This window comes from Exiguobacterium sp. EA-TM-5, from assembly GCF_053878415.1.
Map to the genome: position 1 here is coordinate 2458294 of NZ_CM132670.1, position 18950 is coordinate 2477243.

At 47.6% G+C, this 18950-nt stretch carries 22 protein-coding genes; 7 read left to right on the forward strand and 15 right to left on the reverse strand.

The genetic code is table 11. The features are described 5' to 3' along the window. Positions 1-34 precede the first annotated feature (34 nt). Genes dhaM through dhaK form a run of 3 tightly spaced genes read right to left on the reverse strand, consistent with a single transcriptional unit; the run spans position 35 to position 1991 of the window. Entirely contained in the window at positions 35-403 is a 369-nt protein-coding gene (dhaM, locus tag ACV3PA_RS13015) for a dihydroxyacetone kinase phosphoryl donor subunit DhaM (protein WP_053452959.1), read from the reverse strand. Next, entirely contained in the window at positions 396-998 is a 603-nt protein-coding gene (gene dhaL / locus ACV3PA_RS13020) for a dihydroxyacetone kinase subunit DhaL (protein WP_456125027.1), read from the reverse strand. Before dhaL ends, dhaM begins: the two co-directional genes overlap by 8 nt. A gap of 24 nt (positions 999-1022) precedes the next feature. Then, positions 1023-1991, reverse strand: coding sequence for a dihydroxyacetone kinase subunit DhaK (gene dhaK / locus ACV3PA_RS13025; protein ID WP_053452957.1), 969 nt, complete (start codon positions 1989-1991; stop codon positions 1023-1025). Positions 1992-2147: 156 nt separating this feature from the next. On the opposite strand from dhaK, the gene ACV3PA_RS13030 reads away from it, so the two are divergent. Both ACV3PA_RS13030 and ACV3PA_RS13035 read left to right on the forward strand, forming a co-directional pair. After that, complete coding sequence (locus ACV3PA_RS13030) at positions 2148-2849, forward strand: AzlC family ABC transporter permease (RefSeq protein WP_456125028.1); 702 nt, start codon at positions 2148-2150, stop codon at positions 2847-2849. Continuing rightward, positions 2828-3154 carry an AzlD domain-containing protein gene (locus ACV3PA_RS13035; protein ID WP_053452955.1) on the forward strand — a complete coding sequence of 109 codons (327 nt, stop codon included), beginning with the start codon at positions 2828-2830 and terminating at the stop codon, positions 3152-3154. Before ACV3PA_RS13030 ends, ACV3PA_RS13035 begins: the two co-directional genes overlap by 22 nt. A 314-nt stretch (positions 3155-3468) precedes the next feature. Here the strand turns inward: ACV3PA_RS13035 and ACV3PA_RS13040 are convergent, their stop codons facing one another. The 6 genes from ACV3PA_RS13040 to hflX all read right to left on the reverse strand — a co-directional run bounded on the left by ACV3PA_RS13040 (position 3469) and on the right by hflX (position 8530). Next, positions 3469-3744: a GNAT family N-acetyltransferase gene (locus ACV3PA_RS13040; protein ID WP_053452954.1), complete on the reverse strand. Its 276-nt coding sequence runs from the start codon at positions 3742-3744 to the stop codon at positions 3469-3471. Continuing rightward, positions 3719-3955, reverse strand: a complete 237-nt coding sequence (locus ACV3PA_RS13045) for a (4Fe-4S)-binding protein (RefSeq protein ID WP_050678346.1) — start codon at positions 3953-3955, stop codon at positions 3719-3721. The genes ACV3PA_RS13040 and ACV3PA_RS13045 overlap by 26 nt, the downstream gene beginning before the upstream one ends. Before the next feature lie 122 nt (positions 3956-4077). Then, positions 4078-5424, reverse strand: a complete 1347-nt coding sequence (gene glnA / locus ACV3PA_RS13050) for a type I glutamate--ammonia ligase (protein ID WP_053452953.1) — start codon at positions 5422-5424, stop codon at positions 4078-4080. A 45-nt stretch (positions 5425-5469) separates the two neighbouring features. Beyond that, complete coding sequence (locus ACV3PA_RS13055) at positions 5470-5868, reverse strand: MerR family transcriptional regulator (protein ID WP_023467758.1); 399 nt, start codon at positions 5866-5868, stop codon at positions 5470-5472. A gap of 140 nt (positions 5869-6008) precedes the next feature. Then, positions 6009-7286 (reverse strand): methionine gamma-lyase family protein, encoded by a 1278-nt coding sequence (locus ACV3PA_RS13060; protein WP_456125029.1) that lies wholly within the window; start codon positions 7284-7286, stop codon positions 6009-6011. A gap of 2 nt (positions 7287-7288) precedes the next feature. Next, positions 7289-8530 (reverse strand): GTPase HflX, encoded by a 1242-nt coding sequence (gene hflX, locus ACV3PA_RS13065; RefSeq protein WP_034785946.1) that lies wholly within the window; start codon positions 8528-8530, stop codon positions 7289-7291. 139 nt (positions 8531-8669) lie between these two features. Here hflX and ACV3PA_RS13070 point away from each other — a divergent pair, with 139 nt between their 5' ends. Next, positions 8670-9641, forward strand: a complete 972-nt coding sequence (locus ACV3PA_RS13070) for a tyrosine-type recombinase/integrase (protein WP_456125030.1) — start codon at positions 8670-8672, stop codon at positions 9639-9641. Between the two features lie 171 nt (positions 9642-9812). Here the strand turns inward: ACV3PA_RS13070 and hfq are convergent, their stop codons facing one another. After that, entirely contained in the window at positions 9813-10061 is a 249-nt protein-coding gene (hfq, locus tag ACV3PA_RS13075; RefSeq protein WP_023467753.1) for an RNA chaperone Hfq, read from the reverse strand. A gap of 48 nt (positions 10062-10109) precedes the next feature. Further along, positions 10110-11036: a tRNA (adenosine(37)-N6)-dimethylallyltransferase MiaA gene (gene miaA / locus ACV3PA_RS13080; RefSeq protein WP_456125031.1), complete on the reverse strand. Its 927-nt coding sequence runs from the start codon at positions 11034-11036 to the stop codon at positions 10110-10112. A gap of 506 nt (positions 11037-11542) precedes the next feature. On the opposite strand from miaA, the gene ACV3PA_RS13085 reads away from it, so the two are divergent. Continuing rightward, positions 11543-12064, forward strand: coding sequence for a P-loop NTPase family protein (locus tag ACV3PA_RS13085; protein ID WP_456125032.1), 522 nt, complete (start codon positions 11543-11545; stop codon positions 12062-12064). A gap of 42 nt (positions 12065-12106) precedes the next feature. Here ACV3PA_RS13085 and ACV3PA_RS13090 read toward each other — a convergent pair whose 3' ends face one another. Continuing rightward, positions 12107-13105 (reverse strand): ABC transporter permease, encoded by a 999-nt coding sequence (locus ACV3PA_RS13090; protein WP_034785942.1) that lies wholly within the window; start codon positions 13103-13105, stop codon positions 12107-12109. Next, on the reverse strand, positions 13098-14018 hold the full coding sequence (locus ACV3PA_RS13095; RefSeq protein WP_029341234.1) for an ABC transporter ATP-binding protein: 921 nt from the start codon (positions 14016-14018) through the stop codon (positions 13098-13100). The genes ACV3PA_RS13090 and ACV3PA_RS13095 overlap by 8 nt, the downstream gene beginning before the upstream one ends. Positions 14019-14144: 126 nt before the next feature. Between ACV3PA_RS13095 and ACV3PA_RS13100 the strand changes: the two genes are divergently transcribed. Continuing rightward, positions 14145-14909 (forward strand): SGNH/GDSL hydrolase family protein, encoded by a 765-nt coding sequence (locus ACV3PA_RS13100; RefSeq protein ID WP_456125033.1) that lies wholly within the window; start codon positions 14145-14147, stop codon positions 14907-14909. Between the two features lie 38 nt (positions 14910-14947). On the opposite strand, the gene ACV3PA_RS13105 is transcribed toward ACV3PA_RS13100, so the two are convergent. After that, positions 14948-15298 carry a DoxX family protein gene (locus tag ACV3PA_RS13105; RefSeq protein WP_238239368.1) on the reverse strand — a complete coding sequence of 117 codons (351 nt, stop codon included), beginning with the start codon at positions 15296-15298 and terminating at the stop codon, positions 14948-14950. A 207-nt stretch (positions 15299-15505) separates the two neighbouring features. On the opposite strand from ACV3PA_RS13105, the gene ACV3PA_RS13110 reads away from it, so the two are divergent. Both ACV3PA_RS13110 and ACV3PA_RS13115 read left to right on the forward strand, forming a co-directional pair. Continuing rightward, on the forward strand, positions 15506-16636 hold the full coding sequence (locus ACV3PA_RS13110) for a S1C family serine protease (protein WP_456125034.1): 1131 nt from the start codon (positions 15506-15508) through the stop codon (positions 16634-16636). Positions 16637-16713: 77 nt separating this feature from the next. After that, positions 16714-17961 carry a lysine N(6)-hydroxylase/L-ornithine N(5)-oxygenase family protein gene (locus ACV3PA_RS13115; protein ID WP_053452945.1) on the forward strand — a complete coding sequence of 416 codons (1248 nt, stop codon included), beginning with the start codon at positions 16714-16716 and terminating at the stop codon, positions 17959-17961. Positions 17962-18038: 77 nt separating this feature from the next. Here the strand turns inward: ACV3PA_RS13115 and ACV3PA_RS13120 are convergent, their stop codons facing one another. Then, positions 18039-18899, reverse strand: coding sequence for a DUF4003 family protein (locus tag ACV3PA_RS13120; RefSeq protein WP_053452944.1), 861 nt, complete (start codon positions 18897-18899; stop codon positions 18039-18041). Positions 18900-18950: the final 51 nt, after the last annotated feature.

An 18950-nucleotide genomic window follows, 5' to 3' on the forward strand; every position in this document is an offset into this window, starting at 1 on the left:
CCCCATCGCCTACTTGCAAAGGGGATTTTATTACTTATTTGCTAAACTCTTTTTTCAGCCCGTCTTCAATCTCGTCAACGGATTTGGACTGACCGCTTAGGACTGCCGCTAAAAACGCACCTTCGACGAGCGGTGCGTCGATAAACCGAATCGTCCGTTCCCCACTGTATAATTCAAGGGCTAGTTCCGTATTCATCGTCGCAGAACCGATATCCGTTAAGACGACTCCATCGTCGTCTAACGTATTCAGTGTCTCTTCGATGCGAGTAGCGTCCGTTCCAATACTACCATCCTCAAGACCTGCTGCGAGCAAGACCGGAGTATCCGGTGCCATTTCTGCTAACAGTTCCTTTAATCCCGTCGCGAGTTTTTCACTATGGGAAACAAGTACAAGATTAACCATGGAGCACCTCCGCGATTTCGCCTAGTAACAGAGCACTTGATAGACTGCCTGGGTCCTGAACACCTTCCGTCGCTTCACCGAAGTACGACGCGCGACCTTTCGTTGCGACACGTGCTTTTGTATCAGCAAGCGCTTGGTCGATTGCTGCTTTCAAGTCCCCTTCTTGCGAAAGTGCTTCTTGGAATGGCGTCCAAATGTCAACCATCGTTTTTTGACCGAATTCTGATTTCCCGCGCGATTTAATGCCTTCAGTCGCCTCGTGGAAAGCATCGGCAAGCTCTGTTCCTTCGATTTCTGTTTTTCCTTTAAATGCACCGGCAAACTTAACGAATGCTGTTCCATATAAAGGGCCGGATGCTCCACCGACTGTTTTGATCAGCGTCATTCCGACTTCCTTGGATAATGCGCCTAAATCTTCGTACTCTCCATGTTCCTCAAGCGTCTTTTGAACGGCTTGGAACCCTCGTGACATATTAATTCCGTGATCCCCATCGCCGATTTCTCGGTCAAGATCCGTCAATTCATCCTTGTGCTGTTCAATCTGTTCTGCTGCTTTAATAAGTGCGCTTCGCAACTGTTCCGTCGTCAACTTCATCTTAGTACACCCCGTTTATCTAAATTAGAATCCAATCGCTTTCGTTTCTGCGTCGAGATAGCCAAGCAGTTCATCATCCACTGGTAGAAGCGTAATCGAGAAACCGTGCATCTCGAGCGACGTCATATAGTTTCCGACGAACGAACGGGCAATCTCGTAACCATGCGCCTGAAGTTCTTCTGCGACGTATTTATACGTGATATACAGCTCGGATTCTGGCGTTCCGCCCATCCCGTTCACCATGACCGCAACTTTTTTATCTGGCACTTCTTTCGTCAGACGATCGAGCAACTCTTTGACGATTGCATCAACGGAAGCGACCGCTTTTCGTTCGAGTCCTTTTTCGCCATGAATCCCGATTCCAATCTCCATCTCGTCATCATGCAGTTCAAACCCTGGTTTCCCGCTCTCTGGCATATAGCATGGCGAGAGCGCCATTCCGATTGAGCGAACGCCATGAATGACCTTTTCAGCGACTGCTTTGACTTCACTTAGTGATTTCCCTTCTGCAGCAGCAGCGCCAGCAATCTTATGAACGAAGACAGTCCCTGCAACTCCACGACGGTCCTCTTCTTTTTTGATGGCAATGTCATCGTTGACGATGACCGTATCAACTTCGATATCCTCAAGTTCAGCGAGTTCCTTCGCCATATCGAAGTTCATGACGTCACCCGAATAATTTTTGACGACGAGCAATACGCCCTTACCACCATGCGCAGCTTTAATCCCTTCAAGCACCATATCAGGCGTTGGGGACGTGAAGACTTCCCCACATACAGCTGCAGCAAGCATACCGTCCCCGACGAATCCAGCGTGTGCCGGTTCGTGACCACTTCCCCCACCAGAGACAAGACCAACTTTTCCATCGAGTGGGACTTTCCGCGCAACGACATTGACACCTTCGACTTTTTTATACAAATCAGGGTGAGCAAGTACGAGTCCGTCGACCATGTCTGAAACGAACCGGTTTGAATCTTTCATTAATTTGTGCATGAAAAACGCTCCTTTACCTAACTGATTTTTGCCGTACCACTTACTCTTTACCACCAAATCAAGTCGAGTATGTCGAAAAAAACGATGAAAATATTGACCAGTTAGTGACGATATTCCACATGAATGCTATGCTCTTTTAAAAAGAGGAGGAATCGAATGTCATCAGCCTTTCAAGCAGGTGTACGTGCCTGTCTTCCAACCGTCCTTGGCTATATCGGCATCGGCTTTTCAGCCGGAATCGTCGGTCGTGCTTCAGGTTTATCTCCCCTTGAAGTCGGATTCATGTCCATCTTCATCTATGCAGGTGCTGCCCAGTTCATCATCACGAGTCTCTTACTATTAAATAGTCCTGCCTCTGCCATTATCCTGACAACATTCATCGTCAATTTGAGACACTTGTTAATGAGTCTGACACTTGCACCACATGTCGAGACACGGCACCTTCGTGATCGACTCGGTACCGGGACACTACTGACAGATGAATCGTTTGCGGTCGCAATGAATACTGCGCAAAAAGGGAAGATCTCACCTTCTTTCATGCATGGCTTGAATCTGACCGCTTACTTTAGCTGGATCGTCGCAACTGTTCTTGGAGCACTCGTCGGCAGTTGGTTTCCTGATCCTGAGCGCTTTGGTCTCGATTTCGCCTTGACTGCGATGTTCATTGGCTTATTGTACTTACAGTTCGAAGGAGAACGTTCCCGTATTGCTGTGAATAGTTGCCTCTTACTGATCGTCATTCTTTTGCTTTACATAACCATGCGCTACTTTTCTCCAGAAGTCGCCGTTCTTTGCGCGACGCTTGGTGGCGCAAGTATAGGAGTCGTGATCACACGATGGAAATCCGCCCAGAATTAATTGCTCTCTTTTTAGCTTGTGGACTCGTTACTTGGATTCCACGCGTTTTACCCTTTCTAGTCCTTCACGGACTGACGTTACCTCGCCTCGTAACGGAATGGCTCTCCTTCATTCCGGTTTGCTTACTCGGTGCGCTCTTCTTTCAAAATCTACTTATCGTGCAAAACGATGCGTTCCCGACTATTTCGACGCTTCATGTTTTCGCAGCACTACCGACGATGGCCATCGCGATCTTCAGTAAAAGTCTATCCTGGACGGTCATCACCGGTGTCGTTACCATGGCGTTTCTACGATTGTATCTGTAACTCCCTCATCCATCTTTACCATATTTCGGTGAGCCGCTTGTGTTATCCTTAAAATTGAAATTAATGGATAGTAAAGGAGGTTTTAATATGTTGAATAAGCGGTTGATGTCCCTTCTGATATTGTTATGTGCCAGCTTTCTGCTTATGAATCAAATGGATCTATCTTACATGTTAAAACAAGGACTGATCGTGCTCTATGTCATCGCTTATTTCGTCGCGGTGGTTATTTCTCGGAAAAAGACGACCAGACCTCAAAAACAATGACTCGAAAAAATCTCCTCAAGTCTTGAAAGACTTGAGGAGATTTTTTGAATTCACATATTCGCTTGTACATCCTGATAAGTGGATTGTTGTTCAAACTCTTTTTTCGCAAACGGACATAACGGCAATAGCTTGACGTTTGCCTCGCGTGCCCAGTTGACGATCTCAGCAACGAGTTGTTCCCCGATCTGTTGATTCCGGTGCGCGGGATCAACATACGTGTGATCGATGATCCACATCCCGTTGTTTGTATCGCTGTAGGTGATTTCCCCGATCACTCTGTCCTCATGATGGGCTTCGATTTTACGTTCCGCTCGTTTCAGCTCCATTTGCTTCCCTCCGTTCATAAGATAAGGCGCCACTCGGACAACCGTCAACGACCCGCATGACATCCTCGACTGGCGCTCCGTCCGCTTCAATCCAAGGACGTCGTTTGACATCAAAGACAGTTGGTAGACTTCGTACACAATGACCAGAGTGAATGCAAACTTCCGAATCAAAATAAACCGTGATCTCTTTGCCTTCATATCCCTTCTTCATTACGTCTCGCCTCCCTAATTTCTTGCTGTTGTTTCTTTTCCACGTCCTTTCGTCAATCCCTGTTTTTCCATTACAAATAAAAAAGCACTTCCGGACAGAAGTCCGAAAGTGCTTGAGTTGGATTAGAACAAGACCATGTACTGATCGCGTTCCCATTCCGTAACTTGTGTCCGGAACATATCCCATTCGATTTCTTTTAATTCAACGAAGTGTTCTGCGATGTGATCGCCGAGAGCGTGCATGACGACGTCATCCGCTTTCAAGACTTCGAGTGCGTGGCTGAGTGTTGATGGAAGATCATCAATTCCGTTTGCGACGCGTTCCGGTTTGTCCATGACGTAGATGTTGCGGTCGATTGGCGCCGGTGCTTTCAAGTTGTTCTTGATTCCGTCGAGACCTGAAGCAAGCAATGTTGCAAGTGCGAGGTACGGGTTTGCTGCTGGGTCGACTGAACGCACTTCAATACGCGTCGAGAGTCCACGTGCTGCAGGAACACGGACGAGTGGTGAACGGTTACGTGCTGACCATGCAACGTAGCAAGGTGCTTCGTAGCCAGGAACAAGACGTTTGTATGAGTTGACTGTCGGGTTACAAACCGCTGTGAACGCACGAGCATGTTTGAGGATACCCGCTGTAAAAGCACGTGCATCGTCCGACAATTGCATGTCTTCGTTGCCTTCGTCGAAGAAGACGTTCTCGTTGCCTTTGAAGAGCGACATGTTCGCGTGCATTCCTGATCCGTTAACACCGAAGAGTGGTTTTGGCATGAATGTCGCGTGCAAGTTGTGCTTCGCAGCAATCGTCTTAACGACGAGTTTGAACGTTTGGATGTTATCCGCTGTTGTGATCGCATCGGCATATTTGAAGTCGATTTCGTGTTGACCTGGTGCGACTTCGTGGTGTGATGCTTCGATTTCAAAGCCCATGTTCTCGAGCTCGATGACGATCTCTTTACGGCAGTTCTCTCCGAGATCGACTGGTGCGAGGTCGAAGTATCCACCTTGGTCATTCAACTCAAGTGTCGGACGCCCTTTTTCATCTTTCTTGAAGAGGAAGAATTCTGGTTCTGGTCCAACGTTGAACGAAGTGAAACCGAGTTCTTCCATCTCTTTAAGTACCCGTTTGAGCTGACCACGTGGGTCTCCTGCGAACGGCGTGCCATCCGGATTGTGGATGTCACAGATTAAACGTGCAACTTTCCCTGTTCCATCTTCTGTCCATGGGAAGACGACCCATGTGTTTAAGTCTGGGAAGAGATACATATCTGATTCTTCGATTCGGACGAATCCTTCGATCGATGAACCATCGAACATCATTTTGTTATCAAGTGCTTTTTCCAATTGGCTTACTGGAATTTCAACGTTCTTGATCGTTCCGAGGATATCTGTGAACTGTAAGCGAATAAAGCGTACATCCTCAGCTTTAGCGATTTTCAAAATGTCTTCTCGTGTAATGTTGCGACGTGTCATGTGACAAATCCCCTCTCCGATTCGTTTTTATATGGTAACAGGTTCTTACTTGAAGAAACGCCCGAGCTCACCTTGGATGAGCGACGTCTTTCCATGTCGTCCTGCTTCCTTCAATTCATTTTTCAGGAGTTTATACAATTCGCCGTCAGATAGTTCCGGGCGCGTCTCGACGACGCTCTCCGCAACGCGTTCGCGTTTGACGAGATCGTTTTCAAAAATCAATTTGATCCCTGCGATATTCAGTCCTTGATCCAGGTATTCCTTGATCGACAACAGGCGATCGACATCGTTGAACGAATAGAGGCGACGCTTCGTCTCTGTCCGCTCCGGCTTGATCAGTCCCTGTTCTTCGTAGTATCGGATCTGGCGGGCAGATAACGCGGTCAACTCTTGAACGACTCCGATGGGAAATAGTGGCTTGGACTGGCGTGATGAGTCTGCCATGTGGTTCCTCCTTTTTCCTTACTCCATGAGAATAAACCTCTGTCAGGCAACTTGTCAAGCGATGTAAGAAAAGTTAACACAACTTTTTTAATCACTTTACATGAAGTCGTTCAGAGGTCTTTTCACGAGATATTCTAGTATTAAACGTTTTTTTCTGGAATTAATTGTTTTTCCATCAAATGATTGACGGCTGAAATGATAGCGATTTTGACGTGACTATACGTCAAACCACCTTGAACGTACGCGGTATAGGGCGCACGGATCGGACCGTCTGCTGACAACTCAATCGATGAACCTTGTACGAACGTCCCTGCTGCCATGATGACGTCATCCGCATATCCTGGCATATAATCCGGAATCGGCAACGCATGCGCATTAACAGGCGAAGCTGCTTGAATCGCCTGACAGAACGCAATCATCGGCTCCGGCGCATGGAACGAAACCGATTGAATCAAATCCGTCCGTTCTGCTGTATGATGCGGTGCCGTGTCAAAACCGAACTGTCCGAGCATGCTCGACGTGAACATTGCCCCCATCAATGCTTGACTGACCGTATGTGGTGCCATGTAGAATCCTTGATACATATCTGGAAGTGCTGATAACGATGGACCGGCTTCTGCGCCGATTCCTGGTGTCGTCATCCGGAACGATGCCCGTTCAATTAAGTCGGTCCGCCCGACGAGATAACCACCAGTCTTCGCAAGACCACCACCCGGGTTCTTGATCAACGATCCTGCCATCAAGTCTGCCCCGACATGCGTCGGTTCGATCGTCTCGACGAACTCACCGTAGCAGTTGTCGACGAAAATCAAGACGTGTGGATGGACGGCTTTAATGGCGGCAATCGCCTCACCGATTTCGCTAACCGGTAGACTACGACGCGTCGCATATCCTTTTGAGCGCTGGATCCCGATGACTTTCGTCTGTGGTGTGATCCGTTCGAGAACAGCCGATACGTCAATCGTCTCGGCGTTTTTCATCTCGACGACATCATAGTGGACGCCGAGCTCCTTTAATGAACCACGTCCGTCACCACGAATTCCGACGATCTCTTCGAGCGTGTCGTATGGTTTTCCTGTAATATATAGCAATTCATCGCCCGGTAATAGCAACCCGAACAACGCGATACCGATTGCGTGCGTTCCGCTAATGATTTGCGGACGACAAAGACCGGCTTCTGCACCGAAGACATCGGCATAGATCCGTTCGAGCGTATCGCGCCCTTCATCGTTGTAGCCGTAGCCTGTTGACGGCATGAAATGAAAATCACTGACCTTGTGACGTCGGAACGCATCGAGGACACGGAATTGATTATATTCCGCGACCTCTTGTGCCTTCTTGACGTACGGTGCGATCTGTTCCTCCGCCCGGTCAATAAGTGGACGGAGGGTTTCGTAATGGGTTAATTCTGAAAACATGCTTACACCTCGTATTGTTTCAATGTCGCGTAGAGACGCGTATCTTTACGCAAGTAACCTTTTAGAATGACGGAACCATCTTCTTCGAACGATTCCTTCAAGTTCATCATGACTTCCTTCGCTGGATTATAATGGGCAAAACCATCCACCGGAATGCGAATCTCGAGATACTCGAGAATTTCACTGATCGAACGTTCGATTTCTTCAATCAAGCGCTCGATGTCTTGCGGATCTAGCGCAGAAATCAACAGCTTCCCGCCTGTGAACAAGCGGTTCAGTTGGTCTTTCTTGTTGTAGACTTCCAGTTGCGGGATGTCACCGGCACCGAGTTCATCGAGGACATCGTTCGTCGTCTGCATCTGATTCAAGTAATGCTCACTTGATGCATCAACGACGTGAAGAATCAAGTCTGCTTCAAGCACTTCCTCGAGGGTCGAGCGGAACGCCGCGATCAACTTCGTCGGAAGATCTTGAATGAAACCGACCGTATCCGTCAGAAGGATTTGACCACCTTCCGGCAAATCAACTTGACGCGTCAACGGATCGAGCGTCGCGAACAACTCATCCTTTTCGTATGTGTCGGCTTGCGTCAACCGGTTGAAGATCGTTGACTTACCAGCGTTCGTATAGCCGACGAGTGCGATTTGGAACGTCTGGTTTTCTTTGCGACGTTCCCGGTAACGGGCACGGTGCGCGACGGATGTCTCGAGTTGTTTCGAAATCTCATCGACTCGGCGACGGATATGACGACGATCCGTCTCAAGTTTCGACTCACCTGGTCCACGTGTTCCGATTCCACCACCAAGACGCGACAGTTGTGTTCCCTGTCCGGCAAGACGTGGCAATAGATAACTCATTTGTGCCAATTCCACCTGCAATTTCCCTTCGCGTGACTGGGCGCGTCCGGCGAAGATATCGAGGATCAACTGTGTCCGGTCGATCAATTTGATCGCTTCCGGGTCCGATAAGGCAATCCGGATATTTTTCATCTGACCAGGCGTGACCTCAGCATTGAATATGATTAAATCAGGTTCAAGTTCGTCCGCTAACGCAACGAGTTCTTCAACCTTTCCTTTTCCGATGAACGTACGGCGATCAATCGCTTGTCGTTTCTGATCCAGACGACCGACGACGACACCATGCGCAGTCGTTACGAGTGCTTCGAGCTCCGCGACCGATTCTTCATAGACATGGTCCGGGACACCGGGGAGCTGGCAACCAACGACGATAACGCGTTCTGACATAATATCATTCCTTTCACGAGTAAAGACGTACTGCGCCCCTTATCATACCACAGGCACCGGTTCGTCTGAACTTTTTTGGACAGGAAACATCCGTTCGGTTTATGATGGAAGAAACACCACAAGGAAGGGGAGGAAAACCATGGCACGCGAGCAGTCGTACACGCTTCCAGAGTTCATTGAACGCTACCTGTTTTATTTAACGACAAGTGGACGGCAACTTTCGACAGTCCGGCGCTATCGGTATGATTTAATCGAAGTCCATCGTTATATGACGGATGTCGACCAACCGCTCGAGACGATTGACGATTTCAAAGCAATTTCGATCGAGACGTGGAAGACGTTCATCAATGAGTACTTGATCGAAGAGAAGCTCTACCAGCAAGCAACGGTCGCCCGAATCGTCACCGTCATCAATCAAGTCAATTACCAGATTCGGCAAACAAAAGCGAAGCTGATCGAATACGCACAACCGACACACGAACTGACGGCAAAACATATCGCTTCCTTCAAGGAATACGAGCAATTGGTACGGACGAATCAATCCGATCGCGGTTTGACAGAACATCAATTGAAGGCACGTCCGTTTTTGATTGATCGAAACGAACTGATTCTTCGGCTATTTTACCGTTATGGCTTACGTGTCCATCACATTATCGGCTTAAAAATGCACGACCTCAATTTCGCCCAGCAAGAGATGGCTGTCCACGATCGCCTTGGTAACCGCTTCCTGCTTCATCTTGAGCGGGAAGATCAAGACATCATGTTGCGTTACTTGAAGACGATCCCAGAGCCAGTCCGCCCCCGTTATCACAGCACCGATCCCTTTTTCGTCGCCTTCGACTTCGCCCGGATGACGTTCCGCTGGGTCTACAGTAAGAATGCACCGAAGCAATTGTCGATCGTCATGATCACGAAGATGATGCGACAGCTAAATGAGCGGTCGGATAACAAACGGATCTTAACCCCGTCGATGTTACGTAACAGCTTCATCTTAAAAACGTATCAGGATGAGATGACGAAAGAAGAACGTCTGCAAAAGACGTGTCTCTATAAGGATGTCTCGCTCCGGCGTTACGAAGAGGCGGTTGAAGAATTGACACCATTACTTTAATGACAGGTTTACAGTTGGAGTTAAATAAGAGGTATTTTTCTTAACTAAGGAGCGTTACACCGTTACACTTTCTTTTTTCGTTTCGAATCGTCTTCCTTTTCTCCAAGTTTTAATACGCCATATATTATGAATGAAATAAAAAAAGACGACCCCCCGGTCGTCTTTTTTTACTTAGCGAGAGACTTCTTGTGTCTCTTCTTGCTCATATAACGTCACGTTGCGCGCTGGTGCGAACGTCGAGATTGCGTGTTTGTAGATCAATTGCTGCTTGCCTTCCGACTCCAAGATGACCGTGAAGTTATCGAATGACTTGATCAGCCCCCGTAATTGATACCCACTGATTAAGAAAACCGTCGTTGGGACTGCATCTTTCCGTAATTGATTTAAAAAGACGTCCTGAATGTTGTATGTCGCTTTCATGATTCCCCGTGCCCCCTCTTTTTATCTGTTTCTGTCTTCGGGCAACTCTTATTTAACCGCTTTCAGAAACTCTACAGTTCTATCATAGATAATTTTGAACGTTTCTTCAAATGAAAACTTTCCCATATCTACCCAAACGCCATCAAATTGATGACGGAACCATGTCAATTGACGTTTCGCGAAGCGTCGTGTATTCCGTTTTAGCATGTCAACAGCAGGGTCGAGTGGTGCCCCGTCAAGGACGGGTAACATCTCTTTGTAGCCAATTGCTTGCAACGCCTTCGTCTGTCGGTATCCGGCAGCGTCAAGACGTGCCACCTCTTCAAGAAGCCCACTGTCGACCATCAAGTCTACCCGCTGATCGATTCGGTCATATAACCGATCTCGGTCTTCCATGTGTAAGACGAACAATAGACTGTCGTAGAGCGCTGGCTTGCTACCGGTCGTTTGTGTCTGACCGGTCCGTGCGACCTCGATTGCCCGAACGACGCGCTGGATGTTATTCGGATGAATTGCTTCTGCACGCGTCGGATCAAGTTCTTTTAACTGGTCATGCAACGCATTCGCACCGTGCGCCGCCGCGTACGCTTCAAGCTCAGCACGCAAAGCTGGGTCTTCGGCCTGTTCGGTAAACTGGTAATTATATAAAATCGACCGGATATAAAGCCCTGTTCCACCAACGATGATCGGTAACTTGCCACGACTCGAAATCTCATCGATCGTCGCCCGAGCAATCGTTTGGAAACGGGCTACACTCATCTCGTCGTCCGGTGTCACGAGATCAAGCAGATGATGCGGCACCCCTTCCATCTCTTCGGTCGTCACTTTTGCCGATCCGATATCCATCCCTTGATAGACTTGAACCGAATCTCCGGATAACACCTCTCCGTTTAGTTGTTTTGCTAGTTCAATGCCTGTCTTCGTTTTTCCGACTGCTGTTGGTCCGACGATGACGATGACTGGTTGTTTCTTCATTTTTCTTCACCCATTCTCTATCGTTTCATTCTGATTCGAGTGTACCATAGCCACTTACTCGGATTAAAAAAATCCATAAAAAAACCGTCCCTCTCGGACGGTCCCACAAATACAAGTCTTATACGCGACGGATGAAATCGTCATAGATGGCACTAAAGATACACCATCCGCAAATGACGACGCCTGTCAGCATGATGCCCCAATCTGCCATGGTCGTTCCTCCTCTACTCATCGTTATTCTGTCTTTTGACGGTTTAAGCAGAATGTAAACCCTTCCGAGCAGGTTTGACACCAATTCTTGGAATCAGTATGATAAAAGTACGATTGGTACGTAGCGCGGAGGCTGACCTGCATCGGCTTCCTATTAGAGGCACTGCCTCTCGATTCCATGTCTTATGCTTGCATAAGACAACATAGGGAGAATTCGTTCTTCCAAGCGACAGGTCCGGCATCATGCCCGGGCCTGTTCTGCGTGCCGTTACCTATTTTAAAAGGAGTGATACTGCGTGCGCATTCAAATCATTGGTGGATCAGGTACCGGAAAAAGTACGCTTGGTGCCTTCATCGGACAAGCCGAGCAGATTCCCTGGATTGATACGGATCACTATTTATGGAAAGATACGACGTTCACTGAAAAACGTACTGTCGCTGAACGGTTCGCCCTGCATGAAGCAGACCTTGCGTCTCATAACGACTATATCGTCTCCGGTTCCGTCTTTGCTTGGCATCCGGACGGCTTCATCGGTCGGGACTTACTCGTGTTTTTATCGCTCGACGAAACAGTTCGGATGGAACGACTGATCGCGCGAGAAAAAGCACGCTACTCAGATTTTACAGGCTCCAATGAATTCCTCGACTGGTGTCGGACTTATCACACAGCAACGGACCCTTCGATGATCGGTACGTTCGCAGAACACAAACACCAAATGGATCGTTCGCTTTCGCCGGTTCTCATACTAGATGCTTCGCTATCGACAGAGCTCCACTATCAAAAAATAATCGAGACATACAATCGATTGTCGCTTTAGCAATAAAAAACGGGTCCCCCTCTTCAGGTGGACCCGTTCGTCTTAATACATATCTTTTTGTGTGAAGTTCCAGAACGCAACGACTAATGCCGCGACCGTCCAACAGCCGAGAACAGCTAGTGAGAACGGTAGTGTCATACCTTCGATCGGTGGTGCTTGTCCGTCGAGGTAGTTGATCAGTCCGAAGTTGACGTTGACGAGATACTTCGAACTCGTCCAACTTGAACCGAGTGTCGTCAACAACGTACCCGAGATCAAGACAGCCATCATGATCCCGATTCCTGTTGCTGTGTTTTTAACGAGGACGGACACCATCAAGGCGATCGTTCCGACGACAGCCGTGACGATCCAGGCTAGACCAACAGCCATTAAGAGGTATTCCCACATCGGTAACGTGTGTACGAATTCGGTTGAGAACGTACCACTCGGTGAGGCTTGGAATCCAGTCAAGATCGGTGCGGTCCAGCCGTCATAGCCGAGGACAATCCCGGATATCGCGTAACAGACGGCGACGGTCAATGCCATCAGCATCGACGTATAGAGCAAGACAGTCAACCATTTCGCCATGAGGATTTTCCAGCGCCGGACCGGTCGTGACAGCAACGTCTTGATTGTTCCATCATTTTGTTCCCCACTGACGATATCCGCCATGATGACGATGATGAATAGCGGTAAAATCAACGTCAACCCTTGCGAGAAGAAAATCCGGATGAACGTCGGTGCTCCCGGATAGTTCGGATTGATATCATTATCGAGATAGTATTGATTTTGTTTTAGATCAAACTCCAGGAACTGACGGAACTCATCTTGAATACTGCTAGAAGCAAGACGGTTCTGCGTATCGACGATGTCTTGTTGTAACTCAACACGCCAGTCGAGTGTTCCCTGCTTTTTGATTTGCTCTTGAATGTCTCGGTACTGCGCATACGTAAACATCGAGACGAGGACGATCAAGATGATCGCAACGACAGCAAATCGACGCTTAGAAGCGATTTTCGTGACTTCATTTCGAACGAGACCGATCATGTTCGGATTACGCAATGTGATCGCCTCCCGTTAATGTGATGAACAGATCTTCGAGCGTCTGAACTTTTCGTTCAATTGTCCAGACTTCGACACCTGCTTCAAGCAGCTGCTTATTAAGCGCTGGTGTCTTACTTGCATCCATCAAAGTATGGACCGTATTTGCATCGACGACTTCTGATACTTGAACTTGATCCGATGCTGATAAAATCTCATTCGCCTTAAAGGCATCGTCAACACGCCAGTCAACGCCTGGTGCAAGCGACTCGACCAATTCCTTGACCGTTCCGACTTGAACGATTTTTCCATAACTCATGATGGCAACACGATCAGCAAGCATTTCAATCTCAGCTAAGATATGACTCGAGACGAGGACCGACAGTCCCGTTTCCTCGACGAGCCGGCGGATGAATTGGCGCAAATCCCGAATCCCCATCGGATCGAGACCATTCGTCGGTTCGTCGAGAATCAAGACGCTTGGTCGTCCGAGTAATGCCTGGGCGATGCCGAGACGTTGACGCATCCCGAGCGAGTATGTCCGGACTTGATCGTCAACACGTGCCGTCAAATCGACGAGGTCAATGACTTCTTGAATCCGAGCATCATCGACATTCGGTAACATCCGGGCAAAGACTTGTAAATTTTCGCGACCTGTCAAATACTTATACAATTCCGGGTTTTCGACGATCGAACCGATCCGTTCCATTGCTTGGACGAACTGTTTCCGGACGTCAAAGTCACAGACCGTGATTTTACCGGACGTCGGTTTAATCAAACCAACGAGCATCCGGATCGTCGTCGTTTTTCCTGCCCCGTTCGGTCCGAGGAAGCCAAAGACTTCACCTGGCTGAATTTCAAACGAGATATTATCAATGATCGTCTTTTTTCCGATCACCTTTGTTACACCTTCTAATTTCACTGTTGGTTTCACGTCTCTCACCTCTTATTGTCTATTCTAGCGGAATAATGAATCATTTGACTTGTCAGAACACTTCATTTCCGCACATTCTTTCAACATTTGCTACAATCAGGTTAGAAACTAGAAGGAGGAACGTTCATGAAGCGATTACGCTGGCCCTTGTTTTTAACCGTCTCACTCGTTTTGACGGCAATCTTTGGATATGGCTTCGTCAGTGCCTATAGTGACGTCGTCAACCCACCAAAACGTGCTGTCCTGACACCAACAAAGGAAGAGCCTGTCAAAAAAGGCGGGACGTACGTCGCGCTTGGTGACTCATTAACACGTGGTGTTGGAGCATCAAACGGCAATAGTTATGCTGCAATTGTCGGACGCGATCTTGTCAAAGATAACACTGTCGAGCGTTTCCAGAATCTTGCCGTTAGTGGTGCTCGGACGGAAGATTTACTGAAACAACTAGAACAAAAAGAAGTGTTACGCTCGATCGATCAAGCAAAAGTCATCTCAGTGACGATTGGCGGGAATGACTTGTTCAACCGTGGTGAAGGCGTCGCGAACTTCAATGCGAAGAAGACGGCCGAAACTGTTACGGCGGCACAAGCCAACTTGAAAAAGACGTTCAGTATCCTACGAGAACAAAATCCGGATGCTGTCATCTTCTACGTCGGACTCTATAATCCTTTCCGTGCAACGGAAAATGGTGAAGCGTTCGACGCAATCGTTCAAGATTGGAATGCCAAATCACGGACGCTCGGTATCGAGTATGATGTTGAGATCATCGACACATTCAATCTTGTCCGCGACGTCAAACGTGATTTGTCGAGTGACCAGTTCCACCCGAACGACTCTACCTACGAAGAGATCGCGAAAGCTTCCTTACTCGCTGTAAATAAACGCTTCTAACAATAAAAGCCGCCAAATTGGCGGCTTTTTGTTCCGATTCATTTCAAGCGTTTCGCAAGAGAGACCAGTCCCCATTGAAGCGGCAGACGTGTCCACAGTAACCAAGACGGAAGACGTTTTCCGTTAATCGGCTTTGGATTGACTGCCATGTTGACGTTTGCGGGTAAGACAGCATATAAGAAGGCAGGAAGTGTCTTGCGAACGAGATGCACTCCTTTTCCTGTCAGCAACATGATTCCGTAAGCGATTTCGATGACACCTGTTACTTGTACGAAAAAGCGCTTGAATGGAATGAACGACGGCATGATACTGACGAATCCTTTTTCGTTACGGAAATGACCAACTCCCGCAAACAATAGTCCTGCTCCATACACTAAACGTAATAGCATTATGTTTCACACTCTCTTTCTGTTAATGAAATATATGTTCGAGACAGCTTCAGTGTATCGAAACGACCTGATTATCTCAACTTTTAGAAATTGTCGTCGAATTATGGGGAATGATGAGTCATTTCGGAATGTCTCCCGTAATCAGGGAAGAGATTGCTACATTTGCTATGATGAAGTCAGAAATCACACAGAGAGGAATGATGACTTATGGCTGGAAAAACAAAAGCACTTTTACCTGGATTGACTGGAGGCATCATCGGCGCGGTCTTGACGGCTACAGTTGCCTTCCCGATTCTACTCGATCAAGAACAGCAAGTCGCAGATACACCGTTATCGAACGGCATGCCAAAACAAGTCTCAACGACGACAAGTGACCCTGTAACGAACGCAGTCGCTACCGCTCAAAAATCCGTCGTGACCGTGACGAACTATCAAGCTGGTAATTCAATGTCGCAACAAGAAGCAGCTGCTGGTTCAGGATCGGGTGTCATCTATAAGAAAGAGAATGGAAAAGCATACATCATTACGAACCATCACGTCGTTGATGGTGCATCAAAACTCGACGTAACCTTAAATGACGGCAAAACGCTCTCAGCAAAATTGCTTGGTAGCGACGAAACATATGACTTGGCTGTGCTTGAAGTGGATGCAAGCGACGTTCCTGGCGTCATCACACTCGGAAAATCCGCTGACTTAAAAGCAGGTCAGACCGTCCTTGCAATCGGTAACCCGCTCGGTGAATTCCAAAACTCCGTCACACGCGGAATCGTCAGTTCAAAAGATCGAACCGTACCGGTCGATACGAATAGTGATGGACAAGACGACTTCAATACGACGGTCATCCAAACGGATGCTGCCATCAACCCCGGCAACTCAGGTGGTGCCTTGATCAACGAACAAGGACAACTCGTCGGGATCAACTCGATGAAGATTGCCGAGTCTGGCGTCGAAGGTGTTGGCTTCAGTATTCCAATCGATGATGCGTTGCCTATCCTCAAACAACTGGAGACAAACGGTAAAGTTGAGCATCCGACACTTGGTGTCTCCTTGCAAGACGTCGCGGCGTTCCCTGCTGGTTATTTAAAAGATCAAGTCAAACTACCAGACAGTCAGAAAACAGGTGTCGTCGTCATGTCGGTCGAACCAAACAGCCCCGCTGCTGCGGCTAAACTGAAAACAGGTGATGTCATCACGAAAATCAATGATTCTGATATTAAAGGATTCGTTGATATCAAAACAGCATTAATCAAATCAGATGGTCCACTCTCACTAACGATCATTCGCGACGGGAAGCAGATGACGGTCGAAACCAAAACAACGACAACGGATCAGCTGTAAACCTTCCACCTCACGTTTCATCCGCCTTCCTTTTCGGGTATTGTTTTAGAACAATATCGAATTGGGAGGCTTTTTCTATGTATGATTTAATCGGCATCGGTATTGGACCGATGAATTTAGGATTAAGCGCACTGGCGCATCCAACTGAGTTAAAGACATTATTTTTTGACGAAAGTGAACAATTTTCATGGCATCCTGGCATGATGATTCAAGACTCGATGATGCAGACGAGTTTTATCTCCGACCTCGTCACGTTGGCTGATCCGACAAGTTCGTTTTCTTACCTCAATTACTTACGATCAATTCATCGTCTCCACACCTTTTATTTTTATGAAAAACTTCTGATTTCAAGACAAGGCTATAACGATTACTTACGCTGGGTTGCGACGCAACTGGACGATTTACGATTTTCAACGCGAGTCATCGATGTCCAAGATACCGGAGATAGTTTTGAAGTCCTCGTCGAAGATATCTCGACTGGAAAACGCGAAACGTTCGAAGCACGAAACGTCGTCATTGGTACTGGTTCAAAACCTGCGATTCCTGAATCGTTTGACGACCGTGTCATTCACAATACGCAATATGTCATGAATAAGCCAGAACTCCTTCAACGCGAAAAAATCAGCATTGTCGGATCCGGTCAAAGTGCTGCCGAGATTTTTCTCGATCTTTTGACGACGTCTGCTCCAGAGCGACCTGAGCTCGAATGGATTGCGCGATCGACACTTTTTGAAACACTCGAGACAGGTAAGCTTGGCGAAGAAATTTTTTCCCCGAGTTACGTCACGTACTTTAATCAATTACCACTCGAAGTACGACAAGAATCCGTCAAAAAGTTTGCCCGTTCACAAAATGGCATCAGTCCTGAGACTCTACAATCGATCTATGCCCACCTCTATGATTTGACAGAAGAGGAACAGCAACAGGTCGCGATTCGCGCGAATCTCGAAGTAAAGAAGATCACGTACGATGAGCGCTTCACGATTTCGATGCAACATCAAGAACGCGGGGATGACCGTGTATCCGTAACAGATGCTGTCATCGCAGCAACTGGTTTTTCACCATCCCTTCCGAGCTTCATCGATCGCCTCGACATCGTGTTTGAAGCACCGAATGCTTGGAAAGTCGATGCGAACTATCAAATTGAACGCTCGGTCGATACCCCCCATCATCTTTATGCAACGGCTAATTTAGAATTGTCACACGGACCTGCTGCTGATAATCTCGGAATGTCCGTCTCACGAAACCAATTAATCTTAAATGCGGTCGCTGGTACGGAACTTTATCCGGTCGAACGACATGCGACGTTTACGACATTCGAATAAATGAAAGGATGACATAGCAAAACGGACGACCGATGGCATACATCATTGGTCGTCCGTTTTGTTTTGTCTATTTCATTTCAAGGCTTTTTCGTCAGTTCTAGTGCAGCCAGTAACAATAACGTAGCCTGAACTCGTGTCACTCCTGATTTAGCCAGTAAGAGATGAAAGGCAATCAACCAGTTGACCTCGTCTGAAAAACGATTCCGTGCTCGCTCCCGATCGACGATCCGTGTCACGTAGATCCAGTCGACACGTTCCATCGTCGGTAACAACGCAAGAAGCGGCATTAAACGATCCCAAATGATGATTTCTCGTCGTTCTAACAATTCCCGCCACGCAATGATTCGTTCCTGTTGCGCTGAAGGATCTGGATGCGCCGCTAAGATTTGCGCCGTAATGACACGTTCACTCGTCCGTTCCATATATTGCGCGAGCCACTCTTCCGATGTATCGACCCGCTCTAGAAATTCTTCTGGTAATGGCTGCTGTTCAAGCAAAGTCGATGTCACGACGTACTGTTTCGCGGCATTCAGATGAGGTCGTGTCGCATGTAGGCGTTCCATGTAGGGAAACGCATCGATGCCTTGCCGACGATTTAGTACCTCGTTGAGTGCAAAAAATGGACGAACACCTTTATCACGAATCAGGCGATGTTTAATCTTTTTTTCTGCGACGATGATCTCTTCAATCAAGAGATCGGGATCTGTACTATTTAGCTGAACATGAGCAACGAGCAATGGTGTATAACGACTTCGGAGTGCTGAAAAGCGCGATGTCTTTTGTTTGATCGTTCGCATCAGACGTTCGTAGACAGTCTGCTCAAAGACGGTATCGTGAATCGTATAAGACAGCGCAAAAAAACGATGGAAATCATGCGACGTCTCTTCCCGCAAGACGGGATAACTCTCATCATAGTTCTCACAGAATTGACCGTACATCCTTCCACCTCTCCTTCTTTTCTATCAATCGTTTTCCCTAAAATTGGCTTG